The 15021-nt window shown below is 38.3% G+C and carries 12 protein-coding genes; 9 read left to right on the top strand and 3 right to left on the bottom strand.

What is annotated here, in order from left to right; all coding sequences use genetic code 11:
* Positions 1-26: 26 nt before the first annotated feature.
* Positions 27-854: a hypothetical protein gene (locus ACYVM0_RS25690; RefSeq protein WP_460562105.1), complete on the top strand. Its 828-nt coding sequence runs from the start codon at positions 27-29 to the stop codon at positions 852-854.
* 8 nt (positions 855-862) lie between these two features.
* Here the strand turns inward: ACYVM0_RS25690 and ACYVM0_RS25685 are convergent, their stop codons facing one another.
* Together ACYVM0_RS25685 and ACYVM0_RS25680 are read right to left on the bottom strand one after the other, a co-directional pair.
* Positions 863-1966 carry an AAA family ATPase gene (locus ACYVM0_RS25685; protein WP_460562103.1) on the bottom strand — a complete coding sequence of 368 codons (1104 nt, stop codon included), beginning with the start codon at positions 1964-1966 and terminating at the stop codon, positions 863-865.
* A complete protein-coding gene (locus ACYVM0_RS25680) occupies positions 1944-2654 on the bottom strand; it encodes an RNA ligase family protein (RefSeq protein ID WP_460562101.1) in 711 nt (236 codons plus the stop codon). Before ACYVM0_RS25680 ends, ACYVM0_RS25685 begins: the two co-directional genes overlap by 23 nt.
* 260 nt (positions 2655-2914) lie before the next feature.
* Between ACYVM0_RS25680 and ACYVM0_RS25675 the strand changes: the two genes are divergently transcribed.
* The 4 genes from ACYVM0_RS25675 (at position 2915) to ACYVM0_RS25660 (ending at position 10257) form a co-directional block, all read left to right on the top strand.
* The gene (locus ACYVM0_RS25675) at positions 2915-6265 is read left to right on the top strand and encodes a WGR domain-containing protein (RefSeq protein ID WP_460562099.1); all 3351 of its coding nucleotides are present in this window, start codon (positions 2915-2917) and stop codon (positions 6263-6265) included.
* An 11-nt stretch (positions 6266-6276) separates the two neighbouring features.
* Positions 6277-7941, top strand: coding sequence for an SWIM zinc finger family protein (locus ACYVM0_RS25670; protein WP_460562097.1), 1665 nt, complete (start codon positions 6277-6279; stop codon positions 7939-7941).
* A 352-nt stretch (positions 7942-8293) separates the two neighbouring features.
* The gene (locus tag ACYVM0_RS25665; protein ID WP_460562095.1) at positions 8294-9802 is read left to right on the top strand and encodes a reverse transcriptase family protein; all 1509 of its coding nucleotides are present in this window, start codon (positions 8294-8296) and stop codon (positions 9800-9802) included.
* Positions 9803-10038: 236 nt separating this feature from the next.
* Entirely contained in the window at positions 10039-10257 is a 219-nt protein-coding gene (locus ACYVM0_RS25660; protein WP_460562093.1) for a helix-turn-helix domain-containing protein, read from the top strand.
* Between the two features lie 44 nt (positions 10258-10301).
* Here the strand turns inward: ACYVM0_RS25660 and ACYVM0_RS25655 are convergent, their stop codons facing one another.
* Positions 10302-10574: a DUF3820 family protein gene (locus ACYVM0_RS25655; protein ID WP_460562091.1), complete on the bottom strand. Its 273-nt coding sequence runs from the start codon at positions 10572-10574 to the stop codon at positions 10302-10304.
* 190 nt (positions 10575-10764) lie between these two features.
* On the opposite strand from ACYVM0_RS25655, the gene ACYVM0_RS25650 reads away from it, so the two are divergent.
* The 4 genes from ACYVM0_RS25650 (at position 10765) to ACYVM0_RS25635 (ending at position 14983) form a co-directional block, all read left to right on the top strand.
* Positions 10765-11268, top strand: a complete 504-nt coding sequence (locus tag ACYVM0_RS25650; protein WP_460562089.1) for an SET domain-containing protein — start codon at positions 10765-10767, stop codon at positions 11266-11268.
* A 16-nt stretch (positions 11269-11284) separates the two neighbouring features.
* On the top strand, positions 11285-12424 hold the full coding sequence (locus tag ACYVM0_RS25645) for a D-alanine--D-alanine ligase family protein (protein WP_460562087.1): 1140 nt from the start codon (positions 11285-11287) through the stop codon (positions 12422-12424).
* Positions 12425-12429: 5 nt separating this feature from the next.
* On the top strand, positions 12430-13944 hold the full coding sequence (locus ACYVM0_RS25640; protein WP_460562085.1) for an SET domain-containing protein-lysine N-methyltransferase: 1515 nt from the start codon (positions 12430-12432) through the stop codon (positions 13942-13944).
* A gap of 136 nt (positions 13945-14080) precedes the next feature.
* Positions 14081-14983, top strand: coding sequence for an ABC transporter permease (locus tag ACYVM0_RS25635; protein ID WP_460562083.1), 903 nt, complete (start codon positions 14081-14083; stop codon positions 14981-14983).
* Positions 14984-15021 lie beyond the last annotated feature (38 nt).

The following is a 15021-nucleotide window of genomic DNA, read 5'->3' as shown; positions in this document are numbered from 1 at the left end:
AACTGCCTCTGCATATAGCAAAAAAAATGCAGCAACTGTTGCAACCCGGCCAAACCCTTGCCGGCAGTTGTATGCAACATGCTTCAGTTACAAAAATGCTGGATGATGGCTTATTGCAAAAGCAGCAAACAGGTAAAACCAAAACCCTGTTATTTATCACCGGTAAAGAAAAAGTGGCCGCTTATCTAAGCAATCATTTTGGCATCAATGACCTTGATGAATACATTTCTACGCTTGAGAGTAATGAGCAAAGCAGGGCAGCAAATATTGCAGTATCTGGCAATTCAAAACTGCAAACCGTAAAAACCTTTAAAGGATTTTTAGTTAACAGTTATAACGCTATTAATTGCACATTAAATGGTCGCCCTTTTCAGATTAATCCTGCCGCAGGCAGTTACACTTTTATACATGATTACGAAACGTTTATTCCTGATGCTGCTGTAACGATTATTGGTATCGAAAATTCCGAAAACTTCAGTCACATCGATAAGCAGCAATATTTATTTGAAGGTTTGCAACCATTATTTGTAAGCCGTTATCCGCAAAGTAATCACCTGGTAAAATGGCTGTCAGGTATTCCTAACCAGTATTTACACTTTGGTGATCTTGATTTTAGCGGCATCAGCATTTACCATTCTGAGTATAAAAAATACCTTGGTGAAAGGGCTACATTTTTTCTACCTGAAGACATCGTAATGCGTTTAGAAAAATATGGTAACAAAGACTTGTTTAACAAACAATATAATCCACTGGTTAATTATGCCGCAGATGAGCAAAATATACAGGAGTTGCTGAGGCTTATCTTTAAATATAAAAAAGTATTGGAGCAGGAAATATTTATGCTGCCCCAATAATTCTTTTTTTATCCAATAACATATTCCACTTCCATTGCTTCCCACAATTTGGGCACTTCCAGTTTATCAATCATTTTTTCTATTGCATTACCCGGTATTGTAAATTCCCTGTTTTTGTTTTGCGCCAAAAGCTTTGCATAGCTTGTCTCCACATACACCATTTTTATCCTTGGCTTATACGGTTCCATTAAATCAATCAGCTGTTCTCTCATTTGCAAAGTAATATTGGTGGCATTCCATACAAATGGTATTGCTTTTCGCAGGTATTCTTTTGCCTGTTCTTTTGCAGCCTGTATAACCCGGCCATTGCCTTTAGTGTCGCCATAATTTATTTTTAATGTCCGCCGCATATCATCTAAAGAAACAACCGGAAGCGAAGGATAATTTTTAAGTATATAGAAATCCTTGCCACTACCTGCAATACCCGACATGATGATCACATCCGTTTTTGTATCCTCAAAAGCTTCAAAATCCGGGTGCCGGTCTTCTTTTCTGAAATATTGGAATTTAGAGAGGTTGCTGGCGAACTGTCTGGGTTTATCCCGGCAATCATATTCAACAGCCAACTCATTAAACAAATCTATTTTGTACAATAATTCGTCTGCATCACTGCAAACTCTTCCCAATACATCAGCTTTTGCCAGCATTACCAGCAAACCAATATTCACTTCCAGGCTTGCTTGTAATAAAGCCTGCACAGGATTGGGTTTTTCAAATACCCACAAAGGCAATCCATGATAACGTACCAGTCCAACCACCTGTTCTCTTATATCAAACGGAACAACAAAATCCCTGTACAAGATTTGTCTTGTTGTTACAGCGCCTTTTTTTGCATGACCAGGAGACATAATATTGCCGTTCTCATCTGTAACTGTCGTTGATCTTTTTTCAATATCATGCATTAACGCAGCTGTCCAAATAATTTCCTGTTGCTGCTCATCTAATGATTTAAACTCAGCCAGGTTTTCTAATGCAGCCAATACCATTTGTGTATGTGTAGCCACATCACCTTCGGCATGGTATACCGGGCTTTGCGGTACGCCATACATATCATTTACCCAGCTTAGTTTTTTCAGCTGCTCCCAGTTTTTATCTTTTGTTAATGCCCACATTGCTTTCAAATTTTAAAGGTGCCCGCTTCCAGTTTCTTGTCCAGTGTTCGTCTGTTTTTACATGGCCTTTACGCACATATTTAAAAACATTTTTTTCAAAATCATCAATGTTGTATTCCAATATATTCCTGCTTACAATACCTTCCCTGCTGCAGGGTTTATTGGTTTGCACATCAATTGATTGATATACACTTTCTTCTTTTACCAGGGCCAGTATATTCTTTTCAAAAACTTTTTGTTCCGAAAAATCAGCTACCGTTTCCAATACCGGTACTACTGGTAAATCAAACATAGCAGCAATAAATTTTGTTTCTTCCCAGCTCAACCACTTATCCGATTCCCTTACCCCAAATACATAATAGTGTTCTTCAATTAAGGGGTATTGTATAGAATGGATGGCGTATAAATTTTCGCCGAAGATCTCATAATCTTCCAGGTCGTTTTTTAAAACTGCCCATTTTTCTCTCAGCTGTCTTGTCCATGGAGATGTTGTTGGTGCTGCATGCGATCTTGCAAATACACCATTGCGGCTTATACAATTATTTTCGCCGTCCAATTTTTCGGTATGAATAATTGTTGACAAAAGACTGATGTCCTGCCAGTAGTTGATATTAATTCTATCGTCGCTTGTTGTACCCGGAGAAAAAGGGTAATGAAATGTCCTTCCGTATTTTCTTGATATAGACATGATATAATTTTTAGAATGAAAAACTTAAGCGGCAAATAGTTTGCTGCTCATTAATCGGTATGTATTCTAAAAATTACATTGTATAGAAGTTGTAAAAGTTGATGCTTTGCTGATTAATAGATTCTATTCAATAGCTAAAGATTTTGCAAAACTAAGTATTGTTTTGTTTAGATTTATTTATTTCCCAATAATATTTTTTACCTCCCGGTCAATTTATTTCCCTCTTTTCTTTAACTTACTTCTTTAATCAATTACCACTCATGCGGCTGATAAAACAATCCTTTCTCTATTTTAAAGAAGGCAATTCTGATAAAGTGTATGAAATTGATCTGTGCGATGTAGGCAATGATAAGTACGTGGTTAATTTTCGTTATGGCAGAAGAGGAGCACAGTTAAAAGAAGGCAGTAAAACACCTGTACCCGTTACCCTGGCAGAAGCAGAAAAAATTTATGATGCCCTTGAAACAGAAAAATTAAACAAGGGGTATACCACATCCGAAAGCGGCGAACCAACTATTCCTGCAAAAACAGCTTTTAGTTTAGATAGCGGTACTATTGTGTTAAATACTAACTGGACCATTTTGCCGGCAAGCCGTAATAAAGCCATTTTACAAAGATTGCACAATGCTGTAAATGGCACAACAACTGATGCAAAGTTTCAATGGAAATTATCCCGTGTAATATGGAAAGCGGGCACTTACAAAATAAAAGAAGCCGCACCCTACATTATCAAACTATTCAGCAATGGCAACCAGTTGCACCAGTATTGTTGCACATGGGCACTTGTTCGTTGCTTTGATGGCAATGCGCTTACTATAACTGCATTAAAAGCAATTCATGTAACACATCCCGTTGCAGCTATTTCAAAATTAGCCGGCGCTGGTTTGGTTAAACACAGTGAAGGTATTGAAAAGGAAACACAGCTAACACAATATACCAACCGGCTTCCCGAAGACCTGAAAAAAGCTATTGCTGCCGAAAACGAAACTGCATTAAACCAATTATTACAGGTAAGAATAGTGCAGCAGCAACCTAATTATAACTGGCTGGAAGACCTCTATATTATTGCCACAGAAAAAAGATGGGTAAGAACCGGCCTGAAAAAAATATTGAACGAAATACCATTTCGCCCTAATTATTTTAAACACACCCGCGCTATTTTTAAACTGGCCGAATTACTGGATGATTTTGAAATTACCGGGCTGCTGGCCTGCAGGTTTGAAAGAGAGCAGGAAATGTTCCGGCACAATATTTCATTTGCCAATGCAGCAGACGAGGAAATATATATTCCTGAAATTGAAGAATGGGTAAAACTGCAAAAAGAATTTAAAAAGAACAGCAGCCGGTTGGCTTACTCACAAAAAACACGTTGGTATTTTCACAACAGGGTTTTCAGGCAATTATTATTAACCGGCAAAAATGATGATACTGATTATGTAAAACTGGCCACCGCATTATTGATCGGCTATAAGTTTACAAAAGATTTTAAAGCACATTATTCTACCTATAATTATGTTTGGAACAGGGGTACCTATGACCGTATTGAAACAAGGTTTTTGCAAAATGCGCAGGCTGTTTTTTTACACCAGGTGTTAAGCGGCAATAACCCCGAAATTGTTTTGCAGTCAAACCACTTATGGCGTATACGCACCGGCAACGAAAAACCGGCTGCCGGTTCAAACCAGCAAAAGCCCAAATCAACGGAAGGCGAAGGCCTGGGTGGCTTGATAAAAAAAATTACAGGGCTTTTTAGTAAGAAAAAAGAACCGCTTTTGCCAGCACCCGAAGCTGCAAGTACCAACCCTGTTGAAAATACTGTTGATAAAAACGGTACGCCATTTCTTCATTTATGGAATAAAGTGCCGCAGGCTTACCTGCAATTGATGATGGATGGAGAACTGGAAGAAGTACACCAGTTTGCTGCAGACAATCTTACTATTCATCCTGAGTACAATACCATAAAACAAAGATTAGATAAGCAGGCGTATAAACAACTGTTATTATCAGCATTTGAAATTCCTGCAAATTTTGGCTTTACCCTTGCGGCAGAAAAATATTCCAATTCTATTCCCGATGATGACCTGGTATTAGCTATGCTCAATAGTATTAATACAGAAGCTCAAAATAAAGGCAGGCAATGGGGAGAAGATTATAAGGCTACTTATTTTCAACAAAGCAATTTTATTACTGCATTAATTTTTGCAAAACATGCCGCAATAAGAAGCTGGGGGAAAGAGCTGATAAAAAATAATACCTTAACCGCTGACATAAAAAATGCAGTAGTTGGCAAAGCTGTTGCGGAATTGATGAGTTATGGTGAGCAAACAACCGAAAACGAGCGCATTATCAAAGATGCCGGCGATACTTTATTTGAACTGTTTGGCGACGCTTTACAACAGGTAAATATTGGCGTTACCGCAGATATGCTGCAGCATGAAAATGCAGCTGTTCTTTTATTTGGGTTAAGATTATTAAAGATACAAAAGCAACAGCTTGATCTTGACAATTTATCAGGAGCATTTTTATCTGGCTTATTGCAACATCAGCAAGCACTGGTAAGAGAAGAAGGTATTGAATTTTTAAGCAGTATGAGCGATGCCGCTTTACTACGGCACCAGGAGGATATCATTGGCTACTGTTTATCGCCTTATGAAAACTTAAGAAAAGGTTTGCCGCCGGTTATTCAGCGTATGGCGCAAAAAGAAAATGCTTTTGGTGTAAAAGCTGCCGAAAACTTAATGCCGTTTTTATTAAGAAAAGAAACTACAGAAGGCCTGCATGCTGATGTAAGTAAACTCTTGTGCAACCAACTGAGTAATTACCTGCAAAACGCCAATAAAGAAACGGCTTTAAATTTATTGTATTCCAATTACAGTGCTGCACAAAATGTAGGTGTTATTATTTTAGAGAAATATACTGATCCTTCGCAACTGACTATTCCGCAGGTAATTGCTTTAGGCGGGCACGAAAATTTAAATGTAAGAGAATGGTGTTGGAAATTTTACAGCACACAATCCCCCCGTATTAAATATGAAAAAGAAACCAGCATAAGAATAACAGAAAGTAAATGGCAGGATACCAGGCAATTTGCCATGCAGTATTTCAGGGAAAATTTTACTGAAGCCGACTGGAATGCGGAAACACTAATTACATTGGCCGATTCTATAAAGCCTGATGTGGAGGCTTTTGGCAGAGAGCTCATCACTAAATTTTTTACCGCCGAAAATGGGGTGCAGTATTTATTACAACTCAGCCAGCACCCCAGCGAAAAGATGCAGTTGTTTGCCACCAACTACCTGGAACGTTTTGCTGCAGGTGATGCCCACAAAATTCAGTCGCTGGATTTTTATTTCCGCTCTGTTTTAACCAGGGTAAACAAAAGCCGTATTGCTAAAAACAGGATCTATCTTTTTCTTTTGGAGGAGGGCAGAAAATCGGAAGCCGTTGCAAAAGTGGTATGTACCATTTTATCTGATGTATCTGCTATTGCAGCTATTGGCGATAAGGCAAAGTGTATTGACATCCTGCTGCAGTTAAAAGCATTGTATGATGTAATTACACCGGTGAAAATAAAAGAAACAGAAATACGTATGGCTTCAAACGCCAGTTAAAAATAATTATCATGTTATTTAATTATCGTTTTGCAGGAAGCACCAATGTAAGTAGTTCATCCTATCAAACCAGCATGAGCTTTGCACCCGACACCTTACGTGAAAGCGCCTGGTTTGTTGGTAAGCTGAATAAAAAAATTGCTTTTCGTGAAGCCATATCCGCATTGCATGATGTAGTGGTAAGTGACCTGCGCTTTAAACCAAAAGATAAAACTGCTTATAAAGAATGGGTGGCACAAAATGAAAGTTTGTTTTTAGCAGAATATATGGCTGGTTACGATGTAAATGTTGCCAATAACAGGATTGAAGAAATTAAAGCCACGCTTACAGCAGTAAGGGCAGACAAAGAAAAAATTATGGGGCCGTTTTATAAAGCCCGTCAGCAATATTTTAATTACCTCTACAGCAACAACCGTGAAGCATGGATCGTTCTTGACCCCGTAATTACCATTCACCCCGATGAATTATTTTTTGAGTGCTTTAGCCAGGATGAAAGTACGTATGGAAAACTGGGTTGCAACTATAATGTGTTTACTGCTATTGATGATTATAAATGTGGCACCACCAATGTTGATTACTCAAGAGAATTGTATGAGGAGTTTCAAAAGATTCGTGACTATAAAGAAACCGAATTAAAAGTTGATCCATCAGGCTTTACCGTTCAAACAACAGCTGAAGAACAATACAAAGAAGTAAAGATCGATTTGCCCGATAGCTGGGTACGTGGTTTTTTACAGGTAAGCAGTGCCATGACTTTACCTACCATACAATTCGATCTGCACCCGATGGATATTTACAGCATTTGTTTGCTGCTGCGCCGGTTTAAAGAAAAAAGAGGCCCCCGTTCTTTACGCTATATTTTAGAACCGGGACTGCCGGTAAAAATTATTTTAGAACCATGGGGTAAAGAGATAGTTTGTGCAAGAAGTGTATACACCGGCAATAGTAAACACGAAGTAAGAACCTGGGGCAGAAGGCGCTTACTGGTTTTGGAAAGATTGATACCTGTTGCAAAGAAATTTACAGTGCACTTATTAGGCACCGGTTTGCCGGCATTTTATATTGCTGATTTAGGCGACATGAATTTTACTCTGGGCCTTAGTGGCTGGACCAGTAACGACTGGAGCCATGCCGGAAATTTTGATCTGCTGGCACCACGTTTACAGGTAGATGATGCTGTTAAAGAAAAAGTTTTTCAATCATTGCAAAAAAACTGGTTCAATACGTCTCAGCAAATTGCAACTGATTTAAATATCGGTAATGCACAAGCTGCCGGTGCATTAAGTGCATACACACAGGCAGGAAGAGTTATTTATGATCTTAACCGAAAAGTTTACCGACTCCGGGAACTAAGCCGTGAGCCATTGCCATTTGATAAACTAAGGTTCAGTAATCCGCAGGAAGAATTAGCGGAAGATATTTTAAATAAGCAGGAGGTAAAATTTGCTGCACAGGAATTGCCAGATAAAAGCTTGCAATTAACCGGCACAGTAAAAGGCAAAAAGAAAACATTTAACCCTGCAATGGTAATAGATGCGGATGAAAAAATAAAATCTGCTCATTGCGATTGCAGTTATTATGTAGAAAATAAATTGTACAAAGGGCCCTGCGAACACATGCTGGCCATTCGCCAGGCTTTTAATAAAACAAGAATACAGGCTGATAATATACAGTAACAGAAATACAAAAAATAAAACAGTATAAACCGGTAAATTTAAAAACAGCAAACTATATTTGTTAACCGCATTTCATGTTCTTTGACAGAGTAAAAGTAAAGCTTGCACCTTGCTTCCTGAAAAGGAAAGAACGATGTTTCGTCGTTCATGCAACATGAGTTGATCATGCATCACCAAATGTAATCTTTACTATGGCATACGGGTCCTATCGCACTATTTACAGTGCAGGCACCGTGTGCCCAAATAGTGCGATAGGACCCGTATGCCTGGCGTTGATTAATCTGGTCGCCGGCGGGCACGAAGGCAGCAACTGCTTTTACTCTGTTAATACATGAATTTTTTCTTTCTAATTATGGCCGACATCAGATTAACCCGTCAACAGATCTACGACCGCATCAGGGAAAGTTCCAAAGAAGAATTTATTTTGGCAGAAATGAAACGCCTTGGCTTTTGGGGTAAAAAAGATGGTGAGCCCGGCATTCCGGAACTACTTATAAAAAAAGAAGCTGATCTTCAAAAAGAATTAAATCAACTCTGGGAAGAAAAGAGAAAATACCAGAACAGGGAAGCGGTGCTTAAAGAAATGCGTATGAAACGCATGGCCGAAGCAAAATTAAAACGGGAGGAAAATAAAAAGAAAAGAGAGCAACAACGTTTTGAAAAAGCTGAGGCATGGAAGAATAAAAAGAATACCGAAATAATTTATTTGGGAGAAAGTGTTTCCCTGGGGCTTAACCACACTGACAACAATATTGCTGCATTGCAAAAAAACAACCTGCCAGTTTTTGCCAATGAAACAGCTCTTGCCACAGCAATGGGTATTGATTTAAAAGAATTACGTTTTTTGGCTTTTAACAGAAAAGTTTCTACCGTTAGCCATTACCGCAAATTTTATATGCCTAAAAAATCGGGCGGTAAAAGAATGATATCTGCACCAATGCCCCGGTTAAAAAAAGTACAGTACTGGATATTGGAAAACTTGTTGAACAAAGTTGCCTTACATGATGCGGCCAACGGATTTACTTTAAACAAATCCATTGTTACCAATGCGCAACCGCATGTAGGCAAAGACCTGGTAATAAATTTAGATGTAAAAGATTTTTTTCCTTCGGTACATTTTAAAAGAGTGAAAGGATTGCTGCAACAATTAGGTTATGCCGAAAAAATTGCCACTATACTTTCTTTGCTTTGTACCGAAGCTGTAACAGATGAAGTAGCTATTGATGGTAAAAATTATTTTGTACAAAAAGGCAGCCGTGTATTACCACAAGGGGCACCAACCAGCCCTTCCATAACTAATATTTTATGTTTTAAACTGGATAAGCGTTTACAGGGCTTAGCCAATAAACTCCATTGCAATTATACCCGTTATGCAGATGATATCACTTTTTCCGGTAAAAAAGATACTGATGCACAACAATTGGTATGGCGTATAAAAAGAATTTTGCAGGACGAAGGTTTTACACCGCATCCCGATAAAATACGCATCATGCGTAAAGGCACACAACAGGAAGTAACCGGTGTGGTGGTAAATAAGCAATTAAACGTAAACAGAAAAAAGCTAAGAGAATTCCGTTCTTTATTGCATCATTTAAAAACAAAAAAGGATACCGATGTAAAATGGGGCACAGGCGGATTAACCAATAGCATTCTTGGCTATGCCAATTTTGTAAAAATGGTAAACCCGGTAAAGGGTGCTAAAATTCAGCAGGAAATTATTGCATTATTTCAAAGCAATACTTTACAGTTGCCCAAAAAAAGTATGCCGTCAGTTTCAACCCAAAAAGATGAAACGCCACCTGCAAAAAATAAATTGCCGGGAAAAGATGATACTGATAAGCCGTGGTGGAACGTAGTATAGAATATTAAAGCTTATATCTTATCATTTAACAATCACCGGCCAGTCGCTTTCCCATTGCAACTTTTCCATCCTCAGTTTTGATCTGCCGATGATCTTCTTGTAAGTACTCTTTACTCCCTTTTTGCAATTGTCAATAGAAGCAAATTAATAAATGATCGCTTTTAGAAAACATAAACGACAGCATCATTAAAAACATTGAGGACACTGATCCTGGTGTGGAAAAGCTGGCCGGGTTAATGAACATGAGTAAACCCACTTTATACAGGAAGATAAAATCACTTTCCGATCTTTCTCCCAATGAACTGATCAATATTACCCGTTTAAAAAGAGCTGCAGAATTACTGGCCGAAGGAAACTGTAAAATTTATAAGGTGGCTGATATGGCCGGTTTTGGTTCTCAAACCAATTTTGGAAGAACCTTTCATAAGCAATTGGGGATGACGCCTACCGAATAGGTGAGCCAGAAAGAAGCTGAACGAAACAAACAATAAATAAACCCTTATTTCTTCAGCGGCCCAAGCAATTCCTCTAGCCCGTTTATCTTAATTTCATAAATAGTAGCTAATAAAACACCCAGCTTTCCCTCGGGAAAACCTTTTCTTTGAAACCATTCTAAATAAGAAACGGGTAAGTTACAAAGTACCGTTCCCTTATACTTTCCAAAAGGCATCTTCATACTTACCAACTGTAACAGCAGCTCCCCATTCGGAACATTTTCATTATTATCCATAATCAAATCTAATGCGTAAACTTTATACCAATTATTATTCATTCAAAATTAAAGCCAATGTTAATGCAACGGTTATTCACATTTAAATACAATTAATCCACTTATTCAATAATAATCGTTAATTATCTTTTTTATTATTCAATGTATTTATACATTTACTATAATCAAAATAATTGTTTCCGAAAATTAATTCTGTATTAAACTTTTCTATACTAACCCATTCTAAATTCACATGAATACAACTACTGTTACTACCCCAAACTTTGAAGTAGTCAGCAATCATGCATTTGGTGATGTTTTGCTAAACACTTCTACCAATCAAAAATCATTGCATGCCACTGTTGCCATTCAACCCGGCCAGGTCATCAGTAAGTTTCATGCAGGCATTACGCAATCGTATGCTACGTACTTAACCGTGCAAACCGGTTTGGATACTCATATTACGTTGCAGCCGGAGTTTTTGCAATACATTAATCACAGTTGCCAACCCAATGTATTTTTTGACACCACTACCTTTGAACTGGTTTGTTTAAAACCTTTGCAACCGGGTGATGAATTAACTTTCTTCTACCCCAGTACCGAATGGGATATGAGCCAGCCTTTTGTTTGCAATTGCCAAAGTAAGGATTGTTTACAGTTGATCAACGGTGCTTCCCATTTAGATCAATCTACTTTAAATAAATACCGCTTAACAGATTTTATAAAGCAGCAGGCCGGTAATAAATCTGCTGTTTAAAAGATCATCTTACTATATGTCGTTACCGTCTGCATTTTTACCAATAGTTCCTCTTGAAAATCTTAAGGTTTGGGTACTGGCGCCACACCTGGTTACCAACGACGCAAATATTGATTACTATTACGATTTCAGCCAGAGTATTGAAGAATATACCAAAACCTTTGCTGCATTAAATATTGAATGGAAATGGCAACCCGTTACCATGCAGGATTATGCTGCAGTAATTGATACTATTGTGGCCGAAAAAACTGCAGGTATTTATACACCGGTGGTATTTAATATTTGCGATGGCGATGAAATAAATGGTACGCCAGGCGTTTCAGTTGTAAAACTATTGCAAGAAAAAGGATTGGTATATACCGGCTCCGATGAATATTTTTATACCATCACCACTTCTAAAATTCCCATGAAGGAAGCCTTTGATAAATACAAAGTGCCTAATGCAAGATGGGAGCCCATAAAAGTTAAGGATCAATATACCAATGGAATTTTCGACAGGTTAGGTTCACCTATAATTGTAAAACCCTCGGTAAGCGGTGGCAGTATGGGCGTGGGTATAAAAAATGTGGTAGAAAATAAAGCAGAATTAAATGAACAGATCGGTAAAATGTTTGATGGTTACCGCGGCTGGAATTTAGCAGCCGATGGTTTGATTGCCGAATCTTTTATTACCGGTCCGGAGTTTACCGTTTTAATTGTAGGCAGTTATGATAAACCCTCCGAAGCAAAAATTTATACTCCGGTAGAACGCATCTTTCATCCTTCTTTGCCCGATAAAGAAAAATTCTTATCCTTCGACCGGCTTTGGGAAATTTATGAAGAAGAAGAAGCCATGCCCAATGAAGGTAATTTTTACGAATACGAAATTCCTGATGCATCATTAATTGATGAAATTAAAAAAATAAGCTGGGATGCATATGTGGCTACCAGGGGAAAAGGCTATACAAGAGTGGACGTAAGAATGGATAGCAAAACAAAAAAATTATATGTGCTGGAAGTTAATGCACAATGTGGCCTTAGCGAAGATGAAAATTACACTTCTATTGGTGCTATATTAAGAATGAGCAATAAAACTTTTACAGAACTGGTAATTGAGATCATTAATGATGCATTTGTTCGTGTTGAAGAAAAAACTGCCGCAATATTACCCGGATAATAATAATGGAACATTCTCAAAATAATATTTCTTCTAAAAAAATAAACGGCACTGCAGTTACCCCCAACAAGTTGGGGAGCAGCGGTGAAGGTTTAAATATTTGTGTACTTCAACCCGACTATTCTACCTCCGGTGTGGATTACCAGTATTATGACCCTGCAAGAGACCTTTCTCATTTAATACCCGGTGCAAATTTTACACATGTACTTTTAAATAAGTTGACCACTTACAAACAACTTAAAGAACTTAAGAAAAAAAACTACGACATTTTTGTTAACCTCTGCGAAGGTTATTTAGAATGGGAAGTGCCCAGCATAGATGTTATTTATACTTTAGAATTATTGAACCTGCCTTTCACCGGCCCCACAACCTTACTTTACGATCCGCCAAAGGAACTGATGAAGTATGTGGCGTATACCGAAGGCATCAGCACACCGGCTTATGCTTTAATAGAAAATGAAGATGATATAGAAGCGGAATGCAAGCACTTAAAATATCCTTTGTTTGTAAAGCCTGCAAAAGCCGGCGACAGTTTAGGCGTGGATGATAAAAGTTTGGTGCATACTATAGAGGAGCTCAGGCAAAAAGTGCACGCCATTATTGATGAATACGGCCCTTTATTGGTAGAAGAATACATCAGCGGCAGGGAGTTCACTGTAATGCTGGCCGCTAATGATGATGGTAAAACAGTTACTGTTTTTAAACCTGTAGAGTATATTTTTCCTGAAGGAAATCAATTTAAAACCTACGCATTAAAAACTTCGGAATTGCATCCCAATGCCAATATTGCCTGCAACGATCCGGAACTGGAGTTGCAATTAAAGGAAGCTGCCACGCAGATCTTCCGCAGTTTTGGTGGCGTGGGTTACGCAAGATTAGACTTCAGGGTAAACGATCAAAAGGAAATTTTCTTTTTAGAGATCAACTTTACCTGCTCTGTTTTTTACAAAGACGGATACGAAGGAAGTGCTGATTATATCTTAAAACACGATGGTTTTGGCCAGTCCGGCTTCCTTAAACATATTATAAAAGAAGGTATTGCAAGACATCGCCGCAGGCAGAAAAAATACGTGATGAAGGGCAATTCCATAGCCGGCTACGGCATTTATGCCACCCAGGATATTACAGCTAACGACGTGATTTTCAAAGGAGAAGAAATGAACCAGCGCATTGTTACCCGCCGTTATGTGGAGCAAAACTGGGATATTAAAGAAAAAGAAATCTTTGCAAAATATGCCTACCCTCTCAGCAATGAAGTATATTTGCTGTGGGATGATAACCCCGGCGGATGGGCTCCGCAGAATCACAGTTGCAATGCCAATACCGGTTACTCCGGTTTAAATGTTGTCGCATTAAGAGACATTAAGAAAGGCGAAGAACTAACCCTCAACTACGCATCCTTCCTGGATGAAACGATGGAGCCCTTTAATTGCCGGTGCGGTGCACCCAACTGCCGTGGCTTAATAACCGGAATTACCCATAATTCGGTTACCGAGAGAGAAAAGATAGCCACGCTTTAAACTAACCCAACATCTTTCGGTCTTACACGAGCCCATTAAATTCTGGCTACGAAATCATATTTCGTATTAGAAATTTATTATTATAACGATTCAACCGAGCAAACCTATGTCACGTTTTCAAATTTTAAAGAGCTTAATGAATAAGCACCGTAGCCAGCTGTTGCTTACCTACATTTTATTTTCCTTAGAGATGCTGGGGGGATTGCTTAGGCCGCTGTTTTTGGGCATTGCCATTAATGACTTGCTGAAAGGTAGTTACCAGGGGCTGATTTTACTTTCTGCAGTTCATTTTGCCACACTTGTTATTGGTACGCTTCGCCACATGTATGATACCAGGACGTACTCAGCCATTTATGTATCGCTGGTAACAAAATTTTTAAGTCGCAGGGTGTACAAACAAGATGTAAGTAAACTTAGCGCCCATTCTACTTTAGCAAGAGAGTTTGTTGATTTTTTGGAATTTGACCTGGTATATGTAATTGAAGCGGTGTATAATTTATTCGGCTCGTTGATACTGATGTTTTTTTACGACGCTTCTGTGGTTACGCTATGTTTGATTGTTCTAATTCCCGTTATAGGTATCAGTTATGGTTATGGTAAAAGGATGAAACGCCTGAATAAATTAAAAAACGATGAGCTGGAGCAGCAGGTAGATGTTATCAGCAGCTTTGATAAAAAAACGGTACAAACGCATTATAACAATTTGCGTAAATGGCAGATAAAAATTTCTAACCAGGAGGCGTGGAATTTTGGTTTTATGGAGTTTTTAGTAATGATCGTTTTAGGCGCAAGTTTATTATTAACCTACAAAACTTCCGGCCCGGCAATTCTTGCGGGTAATGTGGTGGGTATTTTTTTCTACGTAAGCAATTTTGCCAAAGGCCTTGAAACTATTCCGTATACAGTACAACGCCTTACTTCTTTAACCGATATTACAAGAAGGATTGAATTGCAGGCAGAAGACTTTCCTGAAGATAATAACAAATTAAAACCGGTGAGGAAAGAGAAGAGGGCGAAAGTGGGAGATATGGCTGCGTAAATTTTAATCTCAAAAAATATTTTAAATCCATTTGCTTT

The sequence above is a fragment of the Ferruginibacter profundus genome (genome assembly GCF_054783275.1).
This window is presented reverse-complemented; position numbering and strand designations above follow the sequence as displayed.

What these genes read in the sequence shown, in the direction of transcription:
- ACYVM0_RS25645 (WP_460562087.1), top strand. Translation starts at nt 11,285, where the DNA reads ATGTCGTTACCGTCTGCATTTTTACCAATAGTTCCTCTTGAAAATCTT.
- ACYVM0_RS25690 (WP_460562105.1), top strand. Translation starts at nt 27, where the DNA reads ATGCAGCAACTGTTGCAACCCGGCCAAACCCTTGCCGGCAGTTGTATG.
- ACYVM0_RS25655 (WP_460562091.1), bottom strand. Translation starts at nt 10,574, where the DNA reads ATGAATAATAATTGGTATAAAGTTTACGCATTAGATTTGATTATGGAT.
- ACYVM0_RS25670 (WP_460562097.1), top strand. Translation starts at nt 6,277, where the DNA reads ATGTTATTTAATTATCGTTTTGCAGGAAGCACCAATGTAAGTAGTTCA.
- ACYVM0_RS25640 (WP_460562085.1), top strand. Translation starts at nt 12,430, where the DNA reads ATGGAACATTCTCAAAATAATATTTCTTCTAAAAAAATAAACGGCACT.
- ACYVM0_RS25635 (WP_460562083.1), top strand. Translation starts at nt 14,081, where the DNA reads ATGAATAAGCACCGTAGCCAGCTGTTGCTTACCTACATTTTATTTTCC.
- ACYVM0_RS25665 (WP_460562095.1), top strand. Translation starts at nt 8,294, where the DNA reads ATGGCCGACATCAGATTAACCCGTCAACAGATCTACGACCGCATCAGG.
- ACYVM0_RS25660 (WP_460562093.1), top strand. Translation starts at nt 10,039, where the DNA reads ATGAACATGAGTAAACCCACTTTATACAGGAAGATAAAATCACTTTCC.
- ACYVM0_RS25680 (WP_460562101.1), bottom strand. Translation starts at nt 2,654, where the DNA reads ATGTCTATATCAAGAAAATACGGAAGGACATTTCATTACCCTTTTTCT.
- ACYVM0_RS25685 (WP_460562103.1), bottom strand. Translation starts at nt 1,966, where the DNA reads ATGTGGGCATTAACAAAAGATAAAAACTGGGAGCAGCTGAAAAAACTA.
- ACYVM0_RS25675 (WP_460562099.1), top strand. Translation starts at nt 2,915, where the DNA reads ATGCGGCTGATAAAACAATCCTTTCTCTATTTTAAAGAAGGCAATTCT.
- ACYVM0_RS25650 (WP_460562089.1), top strand. Translation starts at nt 10,765, where the DNA reads ATGAATACAACTACTGTTACTACCCCAAACTTTGAAGTAGTCAGCAAT.